Source organism: Paenisporosarcina quisquiliarum (genome assembly GCF_043641925.1).
Lineage (GTDB): Bacteria > Bacillota > Bacilli > Bacillales_A > Planococcaceae > Paenisporosarcina > Paenisporosarcina quisquiliarum_A.
On sequence record NZ_JBHZRU010000010.1, the window covers coordinates 97560 to 118239 of the forward strand.

A 20680-nucleotide genomic window follows, 5' to 3' on the forward strand; every position below is an offset into this window, starting at 1 on the left:
AGCCAGAATAATTGTTGGTAACGCCAAATTATGAACATGTTTCGCCAATAAAAGAAAACAGCTACTCCTAAAGTTTCGAGGAGTAGCTGTTTTCGCTTTCATTTCATAAAAAATATAGAAATCCTGCTAAAAGCATATTCGGTAAACCAATTAAACCCGATCGAACAGCTGTCTGAGTTCTTTCTCGACGATCAACATCTGATTCAGTGGCGAAATTTGCTCTCATTTTATCACCATTTACCATCAACCCTGAAAAAAGCATTGAAATGATAATAAAGAAAAACCCTATTCCTCCTGGAATGACATAAGTCTGGTCACTGCCTAATGCGATGTATGAAATGACTAGTGCAACAACAGAAACAATAACGCCAACTAAAAAGTATTTCATCCGAACTCACCTCCCATATATTTCTATACGGCTTTGAATGGGAATTCGTTTCATTTATTCGGGTGAAAACAAGCTTTTCTATATTCAATATTCAACAAAAGCATTAGTTAGTTGCCTAATGGGTTTCGCGCTGAATTAATTTCATTAATTTCATTAATAGCCAGGCCAATCAACTTTATCTTCTGCTCTCAATCAGAATAATAAATATCATAAATATCAATACGCCAATACCAATCATCGATGTGAATTTCACATAACTGATTGCACCTTCAGTTATTTTCGGTTCTTCCTTATAAGCCCATCGTCTTCCCCATAAAATACTTTCCTTAGGATTTCTATAGGTCCAAATCAGAATACCAATTAAGGGTCCAATGAATATTAAAATTAAAAATATTTCAGTCACTTAATCACCTTCAATCCATTGTCATTAGCGAAAATGATACCTTGTTCGTCATTTCAAGAAATTAATAAATTTCCGGTATTCCGGCTTCTTTTAAAAACATGTTAAAGTCCTTGTCCTTATTTAATAAATATCGATTTGGTATCAAAACATCTTTTCTTAATATTGAAAATAGCCCTCCATTAACTTCTGGAAACTTCAGTTCATAAGGTATTTGATACTCTTCTTCAATTTCCAATAAAAATCGAACAATATATTTAAACATAATCGGAAAGTCTTGTTTAATTTGCTCGTGATGTAAAACGAATGCTTCAACATAATTATTCAATTCATGACTTGGCTCATAAGGTGCAAAATATCCATCGTATTTTCGGTCATGTTGAGGCGTAAAGGGAAAGCTACATTTCGAATGCCAATTTCCTAGCATCACCGTGAATTCTGCTAGAGAAGACTTTCGAGTATCAAAATCAGGGTTATTGAAATATAAGTAATAGTCGTCAAACTCACTGGCTTCACAAGTATGAAATCCACCTATGCTAACGTTTTTAAGTCCCTCTGAAACTTTTTTTACTATCGACTTTTCACTTTGGTTTATTTTCTTAGAACCCTTCGTAAGCTGTACGATTTCGTCACTGCTCGAATCTAATCTGTGACCTAAATAACTGATCGCACGATAATGCTTTAAGATGTCTTGATTTGTTGTCGTCCAGCTGAGTACATCAATTAAAAACTCCATTGCTTTTCTATACTCGCCTAAATTATAGAGAGCCATAGCGTAGAACACTTTCATTTGCTCTTTTCCTGGAAATACACTAATTGAAAGTTCAAATAGTGCTTTCGATTCCAAAAAACGTCCGTGAGAACGATAAATAGTGCCTAATCCTACAAAAGCATATTCGAGTTCATTATTCGGTAATCCAAGTTCAATTGCTTTCACATAATACGGAATCGACTCAATCTCTTGTCCCAAAATATCAAGACCGACCGCTCGTTGATAGTGTAATGAAGCGTTATGAGAATCTAGCAGCAATAATTCCATAATTACCTGATTGGATTCAATCAATCGTCCTTTTCTCCGTAACTCTAAAGCGCGGGATAAATCATTTTCCATATCATTACCTCACTTCCGTAAAAGAACTAGGCATTTAAATTAAATAACTTTGTGCATGGATATAGAGGATGTAGTATACCCTAACTTTTTATAAAGGTTATAAGCTCCCTCGTTTTTTCCGAACACGCTAAGCGCTAAGGAATCCATTCCGAGTTCCTTTACCCTGACTTCCAGTGCCTTCAGAGCTTTTGTTCCGTATCCTTTATTTCTATGAAGTTCATCGATAAAAATATGATATAAAAACGCTCTATTTATTTCAGTATTAACATTGAACCAAATAATTCCTACGTTCGTATTCGAATTCGAATTCGAATCACTGATGTTAAATATGTATTGTCCTTCTGTCAATAAACCGTCAGAAAATGTATTCTTCACCATCATCTCTGATTCTTCTAAAGCTTTATCCATTGGTAGAGAAAAATTAGCCGAAATGTCTTGTGCATATTCCTTTTTCATAAAATCTATATATTTTTCAAACTCTTGATTGTTCATTTTTTCAAAACTAATCATTTTATAACTCCTTTAAATAGGTATTATTCTCATATGGTATAATTAGTAAAATTGTTTTAGGAGGTCAATATGGACGTACTTTCATTTTTCTACATAATCGTTTTATTAGCTTTGTCAGTAATAGGAGTAATTTCTTTCACGTTGTTTATTAAAAGATTATTAATTAATGCAACACCGCGAAACAATCATTCGAAAGAAATTGAACTAAAACTAGATCGAATCATTGATCTACTCGAAAAAGATTCTAAGTAGTTATTGAGACATCCCTTGATGTCTTTTTTTATTTCAATCAAACTTCGCAAAACCTTTTCCACCCATTGGTGTTAAGGTACTGATTCTTTCCATTCCCGTAATGAGTGGCATCGCTTGTTTAATTAAGGTTTTAGTGGATTTTAAGTTTAATGATGCTTGATGAGCTGATTCATTGCTCCACACTTCGTATACAAATACAGAATTGGGCTCATCTTCTGAAATGTGCACATGGTAAACTTCGCATTCATCCAAGTCTTCCATTGATTTCGCTGCATCTAACAATATATTCACCATCGTGTGTCGCTCGCCTTCTTTTATAACGAACTTGCCATATAAACCGAATTTCATCATAATCCTCCTCTTATTTTCTTTATTCATAAACTCTAATCAAAATCATGAGTACGGGTACCGCTAGGAAAAAGGAGTAGACAGCTCCAAGTAATTTTTGGTTATGATAATTCTTACCATCTTTCATTTTCTCTAACAATGTCACTACATTCAAAAACCATTGAACTGCAATTAACGGATATAGCAATAGTAGATAATGCAAATTAATTAGTCTCCTTATTTTCTATTCTCAAAAGCTTTTTGGTTTTTGGCAAATAGCGAATAGTATAGGATTCCCCTTCTTTTACATCATTGAATCCCTTGCCTCGATACCCTTCTTCAAAAGTTCTTCCATCTTCAAATGTATAGTAATAAATCGGTCCGTCTGGGGTTGATACATCTTGGAATTCTGTTATTACGACATTCTCTTCCCTTACATTTCCACTCAAATAACTAGCAACATCTGATAAATCATCATTTGTATTTTCAGCTAACAAGAATCCAAGTATGAGTAATATTGATGATAATAAAACAGTTGGAATGATCATTCCCCTTGGGTTCACGGCTTTCCGACTGATCATCATGTAAAGACCAAAGATTAATGCAAAAAGTCCTCCTGAAATTAAAACAATACCGACCACATTTACTGCAATGACATCAAATAGTAGAAACTTAATAAATTGACCGATGTCTTCCAGCATACTAATTAGTACAAACGCCAATATAATGAATGTAAACATCACGATTTTCAATAATTTCTTTTTGTTTTTATTTAAATTAACTTCTTCCACGAGCAGATCACTCCTTTCATTCAAAAAAGATATATTGAGAGTTTGAATAGAATACGTTTTCAATAGTTGGAAGGTTTCAAAGTATAAATTCTACATATAGATTAGTAATATGAATCAATAAGCAACAAGGGGGCAGAACACATGGCAATTAACATTATTATTACAATCACTTTGGTTTTAGCTATTTTCGCATCAATTGCAGCTTGGCTAAATACTCAAATCATACTCAGAGAGCTATCTCAGATTAAGGCAAAGTTAGGTATTGCTGAAACTAAGAAATCTTCATTTCTAGATAAAGACTTAGATAACGACTAATTACATTCTAAAAAAAACGGTTACTCCAATGCGGGAGAAACCGTTTTTTTGTTAGAAGTTACTTTGAAAGAACTGAAAGACAAATCGAGATACTTTCCAATAAATCATTGTGTGACCAGCTAGCTATATTGCCATGTTCAATCGCAAGTTCGTGAGATGCTGGGATATGAATGAACCCACTTGGAATCGATAGATTATTTGTTTTTACATAGTGAAGCGCCTCATACATGACATTGTTGCATAAGTATGTGCCAGCAGTGTTCGAAATAGTTGCCGGGAATCCAGACTCATTTAATTTGTCCACCATCTCACGAATCGGCAACGTCGACATATACGCCGCAGGACCGTCCATTTGAATCGATTCATCGACGGGTTTATGTCCTTCGTTGTCTGCATCGCCATCCTTCACATTTATAGCAACACGTTCAGGCGTAATTTTCGTACGACCACCCGCTAGACCAAGTGAAACAACAGCATCGGGTTTGGTTTCTCGAATAAATTCAAGTAACTGGTTGCCAGAACGAGCGAAATCTACAGTCATTGTCTTTCCAACAATTCGATACTCCCCAATCGTTTGACCATCTAATTCTTCGACAATTTTCATTGTAGGATTGATCGTAAATGAAAGAAACGGTTCGAAACCAGTTAGTAATAATGTTTTCATCTTTACCACCTCATCAAATTAATCTATTAATCATTTGAATTTCTACTAAAGAAAAGATCGAACAGAAACAACAACACACAAGCTACAAGGATGATAATCGCAAACAAGGTTGACTGAAAATCATCTTTCCAATTTGTTATGATGATGTACATTTGGAAAAGCATCAAAAAGGTTATTCCTAATCTAAATGGCAATTTTTTTATTTTAAAACCGCTCACCTATTTCAGTTGTTATAGATACTTTAAGATTAACAATTATTTTCCATTTAGCAACTCTTAATAGTGCAACCAATGAAATTTCCTAAGCCACTCACCAACAGCAAGACCCTCTTAGCGACAGCGTAAGGGCATTACAAGCATTTAAAAACATAGTTTGGGCTGCACACTTCGTTTTCGCAGCCGTTTTCTGTGACGAGCCGTAGTTCTACTTTTATGTAATTACAACTGAGATGACAATTATTCTAACTGAGATCGCTGTTTTTCTAACTGAGATCGCCATAATTCTAACCAAGACTCCATTTTTTCTAACTGAGCGGCCACTCACCAACAGCAAGACCCTCTTAGCGACAGCGTGAGGGCATTACAAGCATTTAAAAACATAGTTTGGGCTGCACACTTCGTTTTCGCAGCCGTTTTCTGTGACGAGCCGTTGTTCTACTTTTATGTAATTACAACTGAGATGGCGATTATTCTAACTGAGATCGCTGTTTATCTAACTGAGATTGCCATAATTCTAACCAATACTCCCAAAATTCTAACTGAGCGGCCACTCACCAATAGCAACACTTGCATAGCGACAGCGTGCGGGGCATTCCAAGCATTTAAAAACATAATTTGGGCTTTCTACTTCGTTTTCGCAGCCGTTTTCTGTGACGAGCCGTTGTTCTACTTTTATGTAATTACAACTGAGATGGCGATTATTCTAACTGAGATCGCTGTTTTTCTAACTGAGATCGCCACAATTCTAACTAAGACTCCCAAAATTCTAACTGAGCCGTCATTCACCCCCACTCACCAAAAAAGACCCTTGAAAAACAATCGTTTTTCAAGGGTCTCCATCTTTTATTTAAAAGCACGCCAGCCAATGTCGTGGCGATAGAAGAATCCATCCCATGAGAGCTCAGTTAACGCTTTGTATACTTTTTCTTGTGATTCCTGTAGAGATGGTGACTTGGCGGTGACTAATAGTACGCGTCCACCGTTTCCGATAAATTTCCCATCGACTTCTTTCGTTCCAGCATGGAAAATTTGTAAGCTACTATCTAACTTTGATAAATCGGGCAATGGTGCACCTTTTTTCACATCGTACGGATAGTTATCTGCAGCAATCACAACACCTAACATTTCATCATCCGACCATTTTAAATCGTACGGTTTTTCATTCAGAAGAGCATCCATGAATTCACCGAAATCGGATGCCATACGAGGAAGGACAACCTGTGTTTCCGGATCGCCAAAGCGGGCATTGAATTCGATCACTTTTGGACCCTCGTCCGTTAAAATCAAACCGGCATATAGAATGCCCGTAAAAGCATGACCTTCTGTTGCCATTGCTTCTACAGTCGGTTCGATGACAGATTCATAAGCTTCTCTAATCACTTCATCAGAGATGTGTGGAACTGGTGAATATGCACCCATACCGCCTGTATTTGGGCCACGGTCTCCGTCATACGCTCGCTTATGGTCTTGTGCGATGACCATTGGATAGATTTGTCCTTTGTGAACAAATGACATGTAGGAAAATTCTTCACCTTCAAGGAATTCTTCAATCACAACACGTGAAGAGGACTCACCAAATTTTTGATTGCCGATCATATCTTCAACCGCATTCAATGCTTCTTCCATGTTCATGGCAACGATTACGCCTTTGCCTGCCGCTAAGCCATCTGCCTTCACAACAATAGGCGCACCTTTTTCACGAATATACGCTTTCGCTTCTTCTACATGTGTAAATGTTTCGTAAGCTGCTGTAGGGATTCCGTATTTCTTCATAAGTTCTTTCGCAAATGATTTACTGCCTTCAATTTGAGCGGCTTCTTTTGTAGGACCAAAAATGCGCAATCCTTCTGCTTCAAAAACATTAACGATTCCTGCAGCGAGTGGTTGTTCAGGTCCGACGAATGTCAGATCAATCGCATTTTCTTGAACAAAGGCAACCAGCATATCAAACTCTAACGCTTCAATCGCCACACAAGTAGCGTCTTGTTTCATGCCGTCATTTCCTGGTGCTACAAATACCTCTGTTACAGACGGAGAATTTTTAAATTGACGAACGATTGCATTTTCACGTCCACCACTGCCAATTACTAATACTTTCATTCGTTCTTCCTCCTTCAGACCTTAGCAATATCGGACGAATTTAGTGTTTGAAATGACGAACGCCAGTAAACACCATCGCAATTCCATACTCATTTGCTTTTTGAATGGAATCGTCATCTTTCACAGATCCGCCTGGTTGAATAATAGCCGTGATTCCTGCTTTAGCTGCTGCTTCTACTGTGTCATTCATCGGGAAAAAGGCATCAGATGCAAGTGTTGCACCTTGCGCTTTATTCGCAGCTTGCTCTAAAGCAATTTTGGCTGCACCGACGCGATTCATTTGACCCGCTCCGATGCCAAGTGTCATTTGCGCGTCCGTTACCACAATGGCATTAGACTTCACGTGTTTGACAACACTCCATCCAAGTTTTAAAGCTGTCCACTCTTCTTCAGTGGGCTCGCGATCCGTTACTACACGCACGTCAGCTTCTGCAAATCCGTAGCGATCAGGTTCTTGTATTAATAAACCACCCTCAATGGACACTGTGTTCCATTGATCTTGCTTATTTTGTTCAAAAGGAATGGTTAACAAACGGATGTTTTTCTTTTTCATTAAAATCGATAGTGCTTCTTCTGTAAATGAAGGAGCTAAAATAATTTCTAAGAAAATGCCTGAAAGTTGTTCCGCCGTTTCTACATCGACTTCGCGATTTAGTGCTACAATGCCACCGAAAATGGACATGCTATCGGCTTCATACGCTTTTGCGAATGCTTCAGAAATTGTACTTCCTGTTCCCACACCACATGGATTCATGTGTTTGACAGCTACTGCTGCCGCTAAATCAAATTCTTTTACAATTTGAATCGCCGCATTGGCATCTTGAATGTTATTGTAAGACAGCTCTTTCCCATGTAACTGCTGAGCTGATGCAATGGAGAAATCTGAACCTAGTGCACGCTTGTAAAACGCGGCTTTTTGATGTGGATTTTCCCCGTAACGTAGTGGCTGTTTTAATTCATATGTAAATGTAACTTGCTCTGGAAATTCTTCGCCAGCAAGATCTGTTAAATAGCCTGAAATATAGGCATCGTATGAAGCCGTATGACGGAATACTTTCGCAGCTAAACGTCGACGGGTTTCAATCGTTGTTTTGCCATCCGATTTTAATTCAGCCAAAACTGCTGGGTAATCTGTTGCATCTGTGATGACCGTTACGTAAGCATGGTTTTTCGCAGATGCACGAAGCATTGCTGGGCCGCCGATATCGATATTTTCAATAGCATCTTCTGCCGTGACGTTTGGTTTAGAAATCGTTTCACGGAAAGGATATAAATTCACACAAACTACTTCGATAGGCAAAATGCCATGTTCAAGCATTTGTGCTTGGTGATCGGTGTCGTCATGTTTAGCAAGAAGACCTCCATGAATCATCGGGTTCAACGTTTTGACACGCCCACCTAAAATTTCAGGAAAACCTGTTACTTGGTCAACTGGCGTAATCGCTACCCCATTTTCTTGTAAGTAAGCTTTCGTTCCACCTGTTGATAAAATTTCATAGCCTAACTGTTCCAGTTCTTTTGCAAAGTCAAGAATTCCTGATTTATCTGATACACTGATAAGCGCTCGTTTCGACACCCAAAGACCTCCATTTTAGAAAAGATTTTTATAAAGGAACGAAGGCTAAGTTCGCGATATCGTTTCGCAACGCCTTCATGACCCACAACACGCGGGCCGTTAACTCCATAGTTGTTGTAACGTTTTTGTATAGACCTCATGCTCGATGGCATGAATGCGTTGTTCTGCTTGTTCTCGATTACAGCCTTCAATATCGACGGCTTTTTGCGCTAAAATCGGACCCGTATCCATGCCGGCATCAACCGTATGAACCGTTACACCTGTCACTTTGACACCGTGAGCAAGTGCTTGCCCAATCGCGTCTTTTCCTGGGAATGAAGGAAGGAGCGACGGATGGATATTGACGATTTTATTCGCATAAGCCTTGAGCAATGTTTCACCAATAAGACGCATGTATCCAGCTAATATTAACCATTCAACATCTAGTTTTTTCAATTCAGATAAAATTGCTTGCTCATACTCCGTTTTAGAAGCAAAGTCCTTTGGTCGAATAGCAATTGCAGGAACTCCCGCCGATGCTGCACGCTCAACTACATACGCTTGAGGACGATCGGTCACTACGGCAACGACGTCCGCATGTAAATCATGCTTTTTCGTCGCATCAACTATCGCTTGAAAATTGCTGCCGTTTCCTGAAGCGAAAACGGCAATTTTCGGCTTACTTTTCATCGCCTAGACTCCCGTCATGTCTTCCGTTGAAATGAACACCCGTGACATCCACTACTTGTCCGATTTCATAAGCTTTTTCACCATGTTGAAGCGCTAATCGAATCGCATCCTTTGCTTGTTCAGCAGGAAGTGCAATGACAAACCCAATGCCCATATTAAAGACATTGTATAAATCACGATCTGATAAAGAACCTTTATCCTTCAACATTTGGAAAACAGGAAGTACTGGCCATGAGCCAAGATTGATTTCAACGCCAAGCCCTGCAGGCATCATACGTGGCAAGTTTTCATAGAAACCCCCACCTGTAACATGAGCCATTCCATGGACATCTAAGTTTTGATGGATATCAAGAGCCGGTTTTGCATAAATCTTTGTTGGTTCAAGAAGCCCTTTACCAATACGTCCTAATTCTTCATAACCCGCTACATACGAATCGATTTCATATCCTTGGTCTGCAAATACGATTTTACGCACTAATGAAAATCCATTCGAATGAATTCCGCTTGAAGCAAGACCGACTAAAACGTCACCAGCTTGAATTCGTTCGCCAGTCACTAGTCGAGACTTCTCTGCAACTCCAACTGCAAAACCAGCAACATCATACTCATCTTCTTCGTAAAGTCCCGGCATTTCAGCTGTTTCTCCACCGATTAAAGCAGCACCAGACTGTACACATCCATCTGCTACACCTTTAACGATTTGCTCAATCTTTGCAGGTTCTGCTTTCCCTACAGCTAAATAATCGAGAAAAAACAATGGTTCTGCGCCTTGAGCGACAATATCGTTTACACACATTGCAACACAATCAATGCCGATTGTATCGTGCGTATCCGTCATAAAAGCTAATTTCAGCTTCGTACCAACACCATCTGTTCCAGATATCAAAACAGGTTCTTTATAATCTAAGGCCGACAAGTCAAACATGCCGCCAAAACCGCCGAAAGCACCCATAATCCCTTTACGTGCCGTGCGGTCAACATGCGATTTCATTCGTTTTACAGCTTCATAGCCAGCTTCAATGTTCACACCAGCTTGTTCATATGCTTTCGACACACAATCGCCTCCTAGCGAGCCAATTCTTTTTCGTGCGGTAAAATTGTATCCGGGTAAATTTCAGTTGGGTAATTATTTGTAAAACAAGCTAGACAATGCCCAGCTTCAGGACCTTCATCTGTACGTCCAATCGCTCGCACCATTCCTTCAACCGATAGGAAGGTTAATGAGTCTGCACCGATCAGTTCACGCATTTCTTCAATACTGTTATTCGCTGCAATTAATTCAGCGTTTGTACTTATATCGATCCCGTAAAAACAAGGATTTTTGATTGGCGGCGAGCTGATGACTACATGGACTTCCGTTGCGCCCGCTTCTTTTAACATCGTCACAATTCGGCGAGAAGTAGTTCCCCGCACAATCGAATCATCCACCATGACGACACGCTTGCCGTTAACCACTTGTCGAACGGGTGATAGCTTCATCTTCACACCGCGTTCACGTAAATCTTGGGAAGGTTGTATGAACGTACGACCTACATAGCGATTTTTTATTAAGCCTAACTCATAAGGAATGCCTGTTGATTCTGAAAAACCAATCGCTGCAGAAATACTCGAGTCAGGAACACCAGTTACAACATCTGCTTCAATTTGGACTTCTTTCGCCAGTTCTTTTCCTAAACGTTTTCGTGCTGTATGAATATTGATGCCATCGATGTCTGAATCTGGACGTGAGAAATACACATATTCCATCGTACAAATCGCGCGTTTCGCAGGAAAAGCAAAACGTTCCACACGCAACCCTTCATCGTTAATGATGAGCAACTCGCCAGGTTCAACTGAACGAACCACTTCTGCCCCGATAATATCGAAAGCACATGTTTCTGAAGCAACAACCCAAGCATCTCCAAGCTTTCCAAGTGAAAGTGGACGTAAGCCGTTCGGGTCAAGAGCAACCGTCATTTCATCTTCTGTCATCATAATGAATGCATAGGCACCTTTAAGTAAAGACAACGCATTTTTAGCGCGTTTTTCAAAAGTCGAGTAGCCACTCTTTTTAATTAAATGCGCCAAAACTTCCGTATCTGAAGACGTTTGGAAAATACTCCCTTGGCGTTCTAAATGTTGCTTTAAATGATTGGCATTTACTAAATTACCGTTATGGGCAATCGCTAAACTACCAGTTGTTGAACGAAACAGGAGTGGTTGAACATTCTCAATTCCTCCACCACCTGCAGTCGCATAACGGACGTGACCAATTGCGCCACTTCCTTTTAAATGGTCCAGCTTCCCGTTTCTAAAGACTTCATTCACAAGACCCTCGCCCTTTACAGCTTGAAGCGTCTTGCCATCAGTCACGACAATTCCTGCACCTTCTTGTCCGCGATGTTGCAACGCGTGCAAGCCATAATACGTAATTTGCGCCGCGTTTGGGTCACCCCAAATTCCAAAAACGCCACACTCTTCGTTTAACCCTCTGAGTTCAGCAAGCATGGAATAGCTCCTTTCCAAGCAGATTTGAATTCTTCAACAGAACCTGAAATCCACTCTTCGCCACGTTCATTTCGAATGATGACGGCATGATCTGATGTGACATACCCAATTTTCACTGCATCTTTTACAATCTCTTCAAAGCTTTTGGCGTTTTGTTCTTTAACCGTAACAATGAAACGTGATTGTGATTCGCTGAATAAAGCCGTAATTGCTGAACCAGAAATCGTAACGTCTACTCCAAGGTTGTTGGCACCAAACGTTTTTTCAGCCAACGCAACAGCAAATCCACCTTCTGCAATATCATGTGCAGAAGCAACCAAACCTGATTGAATTGCTGTTAATAAAGCTTCTTGTCTAGCTGCTTCAACTGTTAAATCGATAAATGGTGATTTCCCAAAAATACGTCCTTCGACCATCTTTTGTAACTCACTACCACCGAACTCCGTCATCGTTTCTCCGATTAAGTAAACGAAGTCTCCAGAAGATTTTACGTCTTGCGTTGTTACATGTGATAAGTCTTCAACTAATCCAACCAAACCAATAGTTGGTGTTGGGTAAACAGCGACACCGCTACGTTCGTTATATAAAGACACATTACCGCCAATGACTGGTGACTCAAGCGCTAAACAAGCAGCAGCCATCCCATCAGCCGATTTTTCAAGCTGCCAGAAGATTTCTGGTTTCTCTGGATTTCCAAAGTTTAAGCAATCGGTAATCGCAAGTGGTTTCGCACCTGAACACACGACGTTACGTGCAGCCTCTGCCACCGCAATTTTGCCACCCATTTCAGGATCTAGATAGATGTAGCGAGAATTGCAATCTGTTGTCATCGCTAAGCCTTTGTTCGTTCCTCGTACGCGAACGACTGCCGCATCTGAACCAGGTGTAACAACTGTGCTCGTACGTACTTGATAATCATATTGATCGTAAACCCATTCTTTCGAAGCAATGGTTGGTTGTTTTAATAAATTCAGCAGTGTTTCTTTATAATCAGATACTTGAGGTTCTACATTATCCATCGCTTGGTATTCCGTGAAATACGCTGGAACACTTGATGGTTTATGGTAAACAGGTGCTTCTTCAGCTAAAGCATCAGCAGGAACTTCTGCGACTACTTCACCTTTATGAAGCAAACGAAGCATTTTATCATCCGTAACATGTCCAACTGACACAGCATCTAAATCGTATTTTTCAAATAACTCTTCGATTTCTGCTTCGCGTCCTTTTTTCACGACGATTAACATACGCTCTTGTGATTCAGACAACATCATTTCATAAGCAGACATACCAGTCTCACGCTGTGGGATAAAGTCTAAGTTCATTTCAACACCAAAACCAGCTTTAGATGCCATTTCGGCTGAAGATGATGTAAGACCTGCAGCACCCATATCTTGAATCCCAACAAGGGCATCTGATTTCACTAGCTCTAAGCAAGCTTCCAGTAATAGCTTCTCCATAAATGGATCCCCTACTTGTACGGCTGGGCGTTTTTCTTCAGACGTTTCGCTTAACTCTTCAGATGCAAAAGTAGCACCGTGAATACCGTCACGTCCAGTTTTCGCTCCTACATACATCACTGTATTGCCAACACCTGAAGCAATCCCTTTTTGGATGTCTTCATGGTTAATTAAACCGACACACATTGCATTCACTAATGGATTTCCTGCATAACAATCGTCAAACTGCACTTCGCCACCAACAGTTGGAATCCCGATACAGTTCCCGTATCCAGCAATTCCTGCAACGACTTCTTCAAATAAATAACGTACGCGCGGACTTGTTAATTCCCCAAATCGAAGTGAATTTAACATCGCAATCGGACGTGCTCCCATTGAAAAGACGTCACGGATAATTCCACCAACACCTGTCGCCGCACCTTGATAAGGTTCAATTGCAGACGGGTGATTATGTGATTCCATTTTGAAAACTACTGCTTGTCCATCTCCAATATCAACGATCCCTGCACCTTCACCAGGTCCTTGTAAGACACGAGGTCCTGTCGTTGGGAATTTACGCAAAATCGGTTTCGAATTTTTATACGAACAGTGTTCAGACCACATGACCGAGAATAAACCCGTTTCCGTGTAATTCGGCAGTCTGCCTAAAATGTTTTCCACCATTTCAAATTCAGCATCGGACATACCCATTTGTGTATATAGTTTCTGATCTTTAATTTGTTGCGGATTTGGTTCAAGCATGACTGACATGAGATTCCCTCCACTGTTTAACGATTGATTTGAAAAGTGCTAATCCATCTGTTCCACCAATTAGTTCATGGACAGCACGCTCAGGATGCGGCATCATGCCAAGTACATTTCCTCGTTCATTGATAATCCCAGCAATATCTTCTACACTGCCATTTGGATTGTCATTGTATGTGAAAACAATTTGGTTATTTGCTTTTAATGAAGCTAGCGTTTCTGCGTCACATGTGTAGTTTCCTTCACCGTGTGCAATCGGGACTTTAAGAACGTCCCCTTGTTTATATGAATTCGTAAACATCGTATCTGCATTTTGAACCGTTAAATCAGCTGTGCGACACATGAATTTTAAATTTTTATTGCGAAGTAAAGCACCTGGTAAAAGACCCGCTTCCGTTAAAATTTGAAATCCATTACAAATACCAAGAACAGGTTTACCAGCTTCCGCTGCTTTCTTCACTTCATTCATGACATTTGAAAATTGAGCAATCGCGCCACAGCGTAAGTAATCTCCATACGAAAATCCACCTGGCAGTAAAATACCGTCGTAGCCACTTAAATCTTTCGTATCATGCCAAACATATTCAACTTCTTCACCCAGCTCGTCTTTGATCGCGTGATACATATCTATATCACAGTTCGATCCTGGGAATACGAGGACTGCAAACTTCATTTGCTGATAGCCTCCTCGACATCGTATCGATAATCTTCAATGACTGTATTTGTTAGTAATTTTTCGCACATTTCCTTTACAATCACATCTAGTTCACGTTCTGAGTCATCCACTTGAAGCTCTAAGTATTTTCCAATGCGTACGTCTGCTACTTCGTCATAGCCCATTGTATGAAGTGCACCCATTACCGCTGAACCTTGTGGGTCTAAAACGCTCTCGCGAAGTGTTACATAGATTTTTACTTTTTTCATTGTGGTTGTCCTCCTAGACGGGAAAGTATAATTTCATATGCGTCCGTTAATTGACCAAGGTCACGTCGGAACACGTCTTTGTCTAACTTTTGTTTTGTTTTTTCGTCCCATAATCGGCACGTATCAGGTGAAATTTCATCAGCAAGTAGAACATTTCCTTGTGCGTCTCTACCAAACTCTAGCTTGAAGTCTACGAGAATCACACCAATTTCCTTGAAGAAACGAGTCAACACTTCATTGACTTGAAGACCCATTTTATAAAGGGTATTCACTTCATCGGGAGTTGCGATATTCAACAGTTCAATATGTTCTTCCGTAATTAGAGGATCGCCAAGCTCGTCGTCTTTATAGTAAAATTCAACGATTGGGCGAGGAAGTTGTGTTCCTTCTTCTAAACCTAGACGCTTCGCTAAACTCCCAGCTGCGATTTGGCGAACAACGACTTCTATTGGAATGATGTCTACTTTTTTTACAAGTTGTTGATGATCAGATATTTGTTCAACAAAATGTGATTCAATGCCAGATGCCTTCAATTTTTCAAACAATAAAGAAGTGATTCGATTATTTAACGTTCCTTTTCCAGCGATTTCCGCTTTCTTTTCTCCGTTAAAAGCAGTTGCACTATCTTTATATTCCACAAAAAGAATGTCCTCTTTCTCTGTTGTATATAATCGTTTCGCCTTACCTTCATACAAAAGTTGACCTTTTTCCACGTGAATTCCTCCGATTAATTTAGTCCGAGACGCTCAAAAATCATGTCGACATGTTGAATATGGTAGTTATAGTCAAAGCAATCGTCTAATTCTTCTTTATTCAAATGAGCAGTAATTTTCTCATCTTGATCGACCACGCCGCGGAATGAAATTTGGTTTTCCCAAGCTTCCATCGCACAAGGTTGAACGGTATCGTAAGCTTCTTCGCGAGCTAGTCCTTTGTCGATTAAAGCGAGAAGTACACGTTGTGAATAAATCAATCCTAATGTACTGTCCATATTGCGTTTCATATTCTCAGGGAACACTGTTAGGTTCTTAATGATGTTGCCGAATCGATTTAACATGTAATTCAAAGCAATTGTTGCATCCGGTAAAATGACGCGTTCCGCTGAAGAATGAGAGATATCACGTTCGTGCCATAAAGAAACATTTTCATAAGCAGTTAGCATGTATCCACGAATTAATCGAGCAAGACCCGTCATATTTTCTGAACCGATTGGATTGCGTTTATGTGGCATAGCTGAAGATCCTTTTTGCCCTTTAGCAAATGACTCTTCCACTTCACGCGTTTCTGATTTTTGCAAACCACGAACTTCCGTAGCGAATTTTTCAACAGAAGTAGCGATTAATGCAAGTGTGCTCATGTATTGTGCATGGCGGTCACGTTGAAGGGTTTGTGTAGAAATTGGTGATGCTGCAATTCCTAAGTTTTCACAAACATACTCCTCGACGAACGGATCGATGTTCGCATATGTACCGACCGCACCAGACATTTTTCCTGTTTCAATCGATTTTGCAGCCGCTTCAAAGCGCTCTACATTTCGTTTCATTTCTTCATGCCATAAGGCAAGTTTTAAACCGAATGTTGTTGGTTCTGCATGAACGCCATGTGTACGTCCCATCATAACTGTGAATTTATGTTCTTTAGCTTTATTCGCCAATATCTCAACAAAGTTATTTAAATCTTTACGAAGAATTTCGTTTGCTTGCTTGATGATGTATGAAAGGGCAGTATCCACTACGTCTGTAGAAGTTAAACCGTAGTGAACCCATTTGCGTTCTTCACCAAGTGTTTCTGAAACAGCACGTGTGAATGCCACTACATCATGACGTGTTTCCTCTTCAATTTCTAAAATACGATTTACATCAAACGAAGCATTGGCGCGAATTTTCGCTACGTCTTCTTTTGGAATATCGCCTAGTTCAGCCCATGCCTCACATGCTAATATTTCAACTTCTAACCAAGCTTGGTATTTGTTTTGCTCTGTCCAAATTGCTCCCATTTCAGGGCGTGTATAACGTTCAATCATATATGTTCTCCTTCTATTCTGACCAAATGCCAGAATGCTCGATTTGTTTTAGGGTTTCATTCAGATCGTCAGTCAAAATTGTGACATGACCCATTTTACGTTTTGTTTTTGCTTCTTCTTTTCCATATAAGTGAATGGACCAATTCGGATATTTAGGAATCGCGTTTGATAACGGAACAACATGTTCACCTAACACATTCACCATCACCGTTTGTTGGTGTAACACAGGCTTTCGAAGCGGCCACCCGCAGATTGCACGAACATGCTGATGGAACTGCGAAATCGTACAACCTTCTATTGAATAGTGTCCTGAGTTATGAGGACGAGGAGCTAATTCATTGATCACAATCGTGTCATCTTTTAGTACAAACATTTCGACTGCCAAAGTACCCACGAGATTTAAATGATCCGCAATTTGTTCAGCCGCTTTTGTAGCTTGTGTTAAGACCACGTCAGTTACTCGAGCTGGAACAATCGTTTCATGTAAAATATGATGCTTGTGAATATTTTCTCCAGCAGGTAAACAATACGTTTCTCCTTTGCCATTACGCTGTACAATCACTGAAATTTCTTTCGTAAAAGGGACAAATGCTTCAGCAATACAGGCACCATGTTCGAATAAAGGCGTTGCTTCAGGTAAATCTTCTATTGAATTCAGTTTGACTTGGCCTTTACCATCGTACCCACCGAAAGCCGTTTTGACGATACAAGGGAAACCGATGTCTTCAATCGATGCTTTAAGTTCAACATGACTTGTTGCTACTACGTAATTAGCAACTATGACACCCGCTTTACGAATCTCAGCTTTCTCCGTAATGCGGTTTTGTGTGATGCGAACCAAGTCTGCACCTTGAGGTACGTAAGCATATTCAGATAACCGCTTTAAGCCTTCATAATCAATGTTTTCAAATTCATATGTGATGACATCGCTGACTTCTGAAAGCTCTTCTAAAGCCGTCTCATCGTCAAAAGATGCAATAATTTGAATGTCAGCAACTTGGCCACATGGAGAATCCATACTCGGATCAAGAACTGCAATTTTAAATCCAGCCTCTTTCGCAGCAAGTGCGATCATACGCCCTAGTTGCCCACCACCGATAATACCGATTGTTTGTCCAGGATAGATGGTTTTAATCATATTAAATCACCATTGCTTTCAAACACTTTTTGTTTCGTCGCTTCACGTCTTAAATCTAAATTATGAGCCAGCGTTTGATCGGTCATCGCAAGCATTTGTGCTGCAAGTAAACCTGCATTTGTTGCTCCTGCTTTTCCTATAGCAACTGTCGCAACAGGAACACCGCCTGGCATTTGAACGATTGATAATAAAGAATCCAGTCCATTTAAAGCTTTCGATTGAATTGGTATACCGATAACTGGCAATGTCGTTTTTGAAGCAACCATCCCAGGTAAATGCGCTGCACCACCTGCACCCGCAATAATCACTTGAATCCCTCTTGCTCTAGCTGAAGATGCATATTCAAACATTAAATCCGGTGTTCTATGTGCCGATACAACTTGTTTTTCATATGGAACTTGGAGTTCATCTAAAATGTCACATGTATATTTCATTGTTTCCCAATCACTTGAGCTTCCCATAATGACGCCTATCTTCGCATCCATCGACTATCGCCCCTTAGATTAAGTTTCAAAGTATAAGGTATTTTCATTCCGCCCGAGTATGTCATTTCACTCTTTAGCTTTCGCTTACGGAAGGTCAATCATGTATCCATCAAAAAATCCCCAAATAAACTGCTCATTATGCATGAAAAGCAGTTTACTTGAGGACTTTAAAGAACTAGGGCTATGAATACCTGACATATACGTATATAAATACATATACCGACTCACATCCTTTGCTTTATCCAAAAGTTGCTTTCCCGCATAGTCCGGTCATTTACGGTGACCTGGTAGAGACGCTAAAGCCAATTCCTTAGCATATATGGGGATATTTAATGTTTACCTACTCATATTCTAACAAGTGATGATGGTTCAGTCAACGTTAAAATGCGAACGATTAATTTTCAGAAAACATTATTGTTCGGTTTTTAGCCCATTTATTGGTTATTCAGAGATGTACGTACCTTTAAATTGGATAATTTGGCGAATCGGAATAATCTCACCATCAACTTCTTGGAATACAGGCTCTTCTCTTCTGCCCATAGGCATATACCCTTCCGTCTTCATCCGTTCAAGACATTCATCAATCGATTCTGTTTCTCCAACTTCAAACCAAACAGTCTTTTTCTTCATTTAAATAACTTTCCTTTCCGTACCGTTTTGACCCAAAATCCACCATGAATTGCCTTCGGTTCATACGCAATGATAAATGCTTTCGGATCAAGTTCCTTAATCGTGGCATAAAGTTTCAATTCATATTTACGAGGAGTCAAAATTTGCATTGCTTTGCGATTTCCCTCTAAACCGTTCGCTTCCCAATCGGTCACGCCATATCCTTTATCGCGTAATAAACGGGGTAACGTTCGATTCTCTTCCGTCGTGATTACATTTACTGTGATATAGCCTAGTGCCATTTTTTCTTCAATTTTTGTGCCGATAATAACGCCAGTTCCGTATCCAAGTGCATAGGCAATTAGATTTTGAATTTCATTTAAATTATCAAGAACTAGTCCAAGTCCAACGACATAGACTACAACTTCAACGACACTGAGTGCTGCAGCAAAATAGCGATATCCTTTTAGTGTCATAATCATTCGAATGGTAAAAAACGTGACGTATACGATATTAATCGTGAATATAATGAGTATCATTAAAATTGCTTCCGAAGTCATAATAACCAACCTTTCCCAAACTCCATTAAGCCCCTATCTTATTAGAGTTGTACTTATATTTCAAGGGATACATATTCTGATATTCATAAAATGCATGTAACTGCTGATTTTTATTGCTGCGGACGCTTTCCGGAGGGCAAGGCTTTAGCCGCTTCCCTCGCGGTGCTCAGTCCAGGGTCTAAAGCTCTTGCTAATCCTCTCGGAGTCGCCGCCTCCATTTCAATCAGCAATGGTGAATAGAAGATCAGTTTTCTTTATATAGATTTGAAATTTAAAAAGATTACTTTTATACACTTCATTTATTCCCATTCATTTTGTATAAAAGACCGCACGAACAGAAAACGTGTCAGTTGGTAAGCCAACTGACACCATTCTTGCGCGTTAAATTGTTTGGATTTCATGAATTTTAGAATGGGATGCCCGAATCCTTGAATCGCCCATGCGAATTCTAGAATAGCATCGTCCAAATGGAGAATAGCTTCATTCAATCCTTGAATACCACCCGCGAAATCGAGAATGTCTTCATTCTGGTCTCTCTATATCTAAAAAACTAAAACCAGTAATGCCATTGATCCAGTAGAACAGACCGCAGGAACAGAAAACGTGTCAGTTGGTAAGCCAACTGACACCATTCTTGCGCGTTCAATTGTTTGGATTTCGTGAATTTTAGAATGGGATGCCCGAATCCTAGAATAGGCCTTGCGAATGCTAGAATAGCACCGGCCAATTGGAGAATACGATCTGCCAATCCTTGAATACCACCCGCGAAATCGAGAATGACACGATATCCCCTACCACGCTAAACCTAAAAAAGAACACAAAAAAACCAGTACCTCTCGGTACTGATTTCTTAGTGCCTAGCGACGTCCTACTCTCACAGGGGGAAACCCCCAACTACCATCGGCGCTAAAGAGCTTAACTTCCGTGTTCGG

24 protein-coding genes, 1 rRNA gene and 1 riboswitch are annotated in these 20680 nt (G+C 39.9%); of the genes, 2 read left to right on the plus strand and 23 right to left on the minus strand.

The window, feature by feature from the left end; genetic code table 11:
• Positions 1–103: 103 nt before the first annotated feature.
• The 4 genes from ACHUE4_RS09410 to ACHUE4_RS09425 form a co-directional block, all read right to left on the minus strand.
• Positions 104–388, minus strand: coding sequence for a DUF5316 family protein (locus ACHUE4_RS09410; RefSeq protein WP_394189320.1), 285 nt, complete (start codon positions 386–388; stop codon positions 104–106).
• Between the two features lie 175 nt (positions 389–563).
• Positions 564–791, minus strand: coding sequence for a hypothetical protein (locus tag ACHUE4_RS09415; RefSeq protein ID WP_394189322.1), 228 nt, complete (start codon positions 789–791; stop codon positions 564–566).
• Positions 792–852: 61 nt separating this feature from the next.
• Positions 853–1899 (minus strand): tetratricopeptide repeat protein, encoded by a 1047-nt coding sequence (locus ACHUE4_RS09420; RefSeq protein ID WP_394189324.1) that lies wholly within the window; start codon positions 1897–1899, stop codon positions 853–855.
• 39 nt (positions 1900–1938) lie between these two features.
• Positions 1939–2409 (minus strand): GNAT family N-acetyltransferase, encoded by a 471-nt coding sequence (locus tag ACHUE4_RS09425; protein ID WP_394189326.1) that lies wholly within the window; start codon positions 2407–2409, stop codon positions 1939–1941.
• A gap of 69 nt (positions 2410–2478) precedes the next feature.
• Here ACHUE4_RS09425 and ACHUE4_RS09430 point away from each other — a divergent pair, with 69 nt between their 5' ends.
• Positions 2479–2661 (plus strand): DUF4083 family protein, encoded by a 183-nt coding sequence (locus ACHUE4_RS09430; protein ID WP_394189328.1) that lies wholly within the window; start codon positions 2479–2481, stop codon positions 2659–2661.
• Positions 2662–2694: 33 nt separating this feature from the next.
• Here ACHUE4_RS09430 and ACHUE4_RS09435 read toward each other — a convergent pair whose 3' ends face one another.
• From ACHUE4_RS09435 to ACHUE4_RS09445, 3 genes are read right to left on the minus strand one after another with little or no spacing between them, the layout of a single operon-like run.
• Entirely contained in the window at positions 2695–3009 is a 315-nt protein-coding gene (locus ACHUE4_RS09435) for a putative quinol monooxygenase (RefSeq protein ID WP_394189330.1), read from the minus strand.
• A gap of 22 nt (positions 3010–3031) precedes the next feature.
• Positions 3032–3211, minus strand: coding sequence for a hypothetical protein (locus ACHUE4_RS09440; protein ID WP_394189332.1), 180 nt, complete (start codon positions 3209–3211; stop codon positions 3032–3034).
• Between the two features lies 1 nt (position 3212).
• A complete protein-coding gene (locus ACHUE4_RS09445) occupies positions 3213–3779 on the minus strand; it encodes a hypothetical protein (RefSeq protein WP_394189334.1) in 567 nt (188 codons plus the stop codon).
• Between the two features lie 141 nt (positions 3780–3920).
• Here ACHUE4_RS09445 and ACHUE4_RS09450 point away from each other — a divergent pair, with 141 nt between their 5' ends.
• The gene (locus ACHUE4_RS09450) at positions 3921–4094 is read left to right on the plus strand and encodes a hypothetical protein (protein ID WP_394189336.1); all 174 of its coding nucleotides are present in this window, start codon (positions 3921–3923) and stop codon (positions 4092–4094) included.
• A 58-nt stretch (positions 4095–4152) separates the two neighbouring features.
• On the opposite strand, the gene pcp is transcribed toward ACHUE4_RS09450, so the two are convergent.
• From pcp to rrf, 16 genes are all read right to left on the minus strand, one after another.
• A complete protein-coding gene (pcp, locus tag ACHUE4_RS09455) occupies positions 4153–4758 on the minus strand; it encodes a pyroglutamyl-peptidase I (RefSeq protein WP_394189338.1) in 606 nt (201 codons plus the stop codon).
• A gap of 1061 nt (positions 4759–5819) precedes the next feature.
• Positions 5820–7076 (minus strand): phosphoribosylamine--glycine ligase, encoded by a 1257-nt coding sequence (gene purD, locus ACHUE4_RS09460; protein WP_394189340.1) that lies wholly within the window; start codon positions 7074–7076, stop codon positions 5820–5822.
• Between the two features lie 40 nt (positions 7077–7116).
• The gene (gene purH / locus ACHUE4_RS09465) at positions 7117–8652 is read right to left on the minus strand and encodes a bifunctional phosphoribosylaminoimidazolecarboxamide formyltransferase/IMP cyclohydrolase (RefSeq protein ID WP_394189342.1); all 1536 of its coding nucleotides are present in this window, start codon (positions 8650–8652) and stop codon (positions 7117–7119) included.
• Between the two features lie 99 nt (positions 8653–8751).
• Entirely contained in the window at positions 8752–9321 is a 570-nt protein-coding gene (gene purN, locus ACHUE4_RS09470; protein WP_394189344.1) for a phosphoribosylglycinamide formyltransferase, read from the minus strand.
• Positions 9311–10375, minus strand: a complete 1065-nt coding sequence (gene purM, locus ACHUE4_RS09475; protein WP_394189346.1) for a phosphoribosylformylglycinamidine cyclo-ligase — start codon at positions 10373–10375, stop codon at positions 9311–9313. The genes purN and purM overlap by 11 nt, the downstream gene beginning before the upstream one ends.
• A gap of 11 nt (positions 10376–10386) precedes the next feature.
• Positions 10387–11808, minus strand: a complete 1422-nt coding sequence (purF, locus tag ACHUE4_RS09480; RefSeq protein ID WP_394189348.1) for an amidophosphoribosyltransferase — start codon at positions 11806–11808, stop codon at positions 10387–10389.
• On the minus strand, positions 11784–14015 hold the full coding sequence (gene purL / locus ACHUE4_RS09485; RefSeq protein WP_394189350.1) for a phosphoribosylformylglycinamidine synthase subunit PurL: 2232 nt from the start codon (positions 14013–14015) through the stop codon (positions 11784–11786). Before purL ends, purF begins: the two co-directional genes overlap by 25 nt.
• Positions 13999–14682, minus strand: coding sequence for a phosphoribosylformylglycinamidine synthase subunit PurQ (gene purQ, locus ACHUE4_RS09490; RefSeq protein WP_394189352.1), 684 nt, complete (start codon positions 14680–14682; stop codon positions 13999–14001). The genes purL and purQ overlap by 17 nt, the downstream gene beginning before the upstream one ends.
• On the minus strand, positions 14679–14933 hold the full coding sequence (purS, locus tag ACHUE4_RS09495) for a phosphoribosylformylglycinamidine synthase subunit PurS (RefSeq protein WP_394189354.1): 255 nt from the start codon (positions 14931–14933) through the stop codon (positions 14679–14681). Before purS ends, purQ begins: the two co-directional genes overlap by 4 nt.
• On the minus strand, positions 14930–15646 hold the full coding sequence (gene purC, locus ACHUE4_RS09500) for a phosphoribosylaminoimidazolesuccinocarboxamide synthase (RefSeq protein WP_394189356.1): 717 nt from the start codon (positions 15644–15646) through the stop codon (positions 14930–14932). Before purC ends, purS begins: the two co-directional genes overlap by 4 nt.
• Before the next feature lie 14 nt (positions 15647–15660).
• Positions 15661–16956: an adenylosuccinate lyase gene (gene purB / locus ACHUE4_RS09505; protein ID WP_394189358.1), complete on the minus strand. Its 1296-nt coding sequence runs from the start codon at positions 16954–16956 to the stop codon at positions 15661–15663.
• Between the two features lie 13 nt (positions 16957–16969).
• The gene (gene purK / locus ACHUE4_RS09510) at positions 16970–18094 is read right to left on the minus strand and encodes a 5-(carboxyamino)imidazole ribonucleotide synthase (RefSeq protein WP_394189360.1); all 1125 of its coding nucleotides are present in this window, start codon (positions 18092–18094) and stop codon (positions 16970–16972) included.
• Entirely contained in the window at positions 18091–18579 is a 489-nt protein-coding gene (gene purE / locus ACHUE4_RS09515; RefSeq protein WP_394189362.1) for a 5-(carboxyamino)imidazole ribonucleotide mutase, read from the minus strand. The genes purK and purE overlap by 4 nt, the downstream gene beginning before the upstream one ends.
• 242 nt (positions 18580–18821) lie before the next feature.
• Positions 18822–18922: riboswitch (purine riboswitch) on the minus strand.
• Between the two features lie 98 nt (positions 18923–19020).
• Positions 19021–19209: an NETI motif-containing protein gene (locus ACHUE4_RS09520; RefSeq protein WP_394189364.1), complete on the minus strand. Its 189-nt coding sequence runs from the start codon at positions 19207–19209 to the stop codon at positions 19021–19023.
• Positions 19206–19748: a DUF2179 domain-containing protein gene (locus ACHUE4_RS09525; protein ID WP_394189366.1), complete on the minus strand. Its 543-nt coding sequence runs from the start codon at positions 19746–19748 to the stop codon at positions 19206–19208. The genes ACHUE4_RS09520 and ACHUE4_RS09525 overlap by 4 nt, the downstream gene beginning before the upstream one ends.
• An 855-nt stretch (positions 19749–20603) precedes the next feature.
• Positions 20604–20680 (minus strand): 5S ribosomal RNA (gene rrf / locus ACHUE4_RS09530); the annotation flags it as partial.

Excerpts from the sequence above, each read along its gene's own strand:
- ACHUE4_RS09410 (WP_394189320.1), bottom strand. The coding sequence starts at position 388 with ATGAAATACTTTTTAGTTGGCGTTATTGTTTCTGTTGTTGCACTAGTC.
- ACHUE4_RS09420 (WP_394189324.1), bottom strand. The coding sequence starts at position 1,899 with ATGGAAAATGATTTATCCCGCGCTTTAGAGTTACGGAGAAAAGGACGA.
- ACHUE4_RS09425 (WP_394189326.1), bottom strand. The coding sequence starts at position 2,409 with ATGATTAGTTTTGAAAAAATGAACAATCAAGAGTTTGAAAAATATATA.
- ACHUE4_RS09430 (WP_394189328.1), top strand. The coding sequence starts at position 2,479 with ATGGACGTACTTTCATTTTTCTACATAATCGTTTTATTAGCTTTGTCA.
- ACHUE4_RS09435 (WP_394189330.1), bottom strand. The coding sequence starts at position 3,009 with ATGAAATTCGGTTTATATGGCAAGTTCGTTATAAAAGAAGGCGAGCGA.
- ACHUE4_RS09450 (WP_394189336.1), top strand. The coding sequence starts at position 3,921 with ATGGCAATTAACATTATTATTACAATCACTTTGGTTTTAGCTATTTTC.
- pcp (WP_394189338.1), bottom strand. The coding sequence starts at position 4,758 with ATGAAAACATTATTACTAACTGGTTTCGAACCGTTTCTTTCATTTACG.
- purD (WP_394189340.1), bottom strand. The coding sequence starts at position 7,076 with ATGAAAGTATTAGTAATTGGCAGTGGTGGACGTGAAAATGCAATCGTT.
- purN (WP_394189344.1), bottom strand. The coding sequence starts at position 9,321 with ATGAAAAGTAAGCCGAAAATTGCCGTTTTCGCTTCAGGAAACGGCAGC.
- purF (WP_394189348.1), bottom strand. The coding sequence starts at position 11,808 with ATGCTTGCTGAACTCAGAGGGTTAAACGAAGAGTGTGGCGTTTTTGGA.
- purL (WP_394189350.1), bottom strand. The coding sequence starts at position 14,015 with ATGTCAGTCATGCTTGAACCAAATCCGCAACAAATTAAAGATCAGAAA.
- purQ (WP_394189352.1), bottom strand. The coding sequence starts at position 14,682 with ATGAAGTTTGCAGTCCTCGTATTCCCAGGATCGAACTGTGATATAGAT.
- purS (WP_394189354.1), bottom strand. The coding sequence starts at position 14,933 with ATGAAAAAAGTAAAAATCTATGTAACACTTCGCGAGAGCGTTTTAGAC.
- purB (WP_394189358.1), bottom strand. The coding sequence starts at position 16,956 with ATGATTGAACGTTATACACGCCCTGAAATGGGAGCAATTTGGACAGAG.
- purK (WP_394189360.1), bottom strand. The coding sequence starts at position 18,094 with ATGATTAAAACCATCTATCCTGGACAAACAATCGGTATTATCGGTGGT.
- purE (WP_394189362.1), bottom strand. The coding sequence starts at position 18,579 with ATGGATGCGAAGATAGGCGTCATTATGGGAAGCTCAAGTGATTGGGAA.
- ACHUE4_RS09520 (WP_394189364.1), bottom strand. The coding sequence starts at position 19,209 with ATGAAGAAAAAGACTGTTTGGTTTGAAGTTGGAGAAACAGAATCGATT.
- ACHUE4_RS09525 (WP_394189366.1), bottom strand. The coding sequence starts at position 19,748 with ATGACTTCGGAAGCAATTTTAATGATACTCATTATATTCACGATTAAT.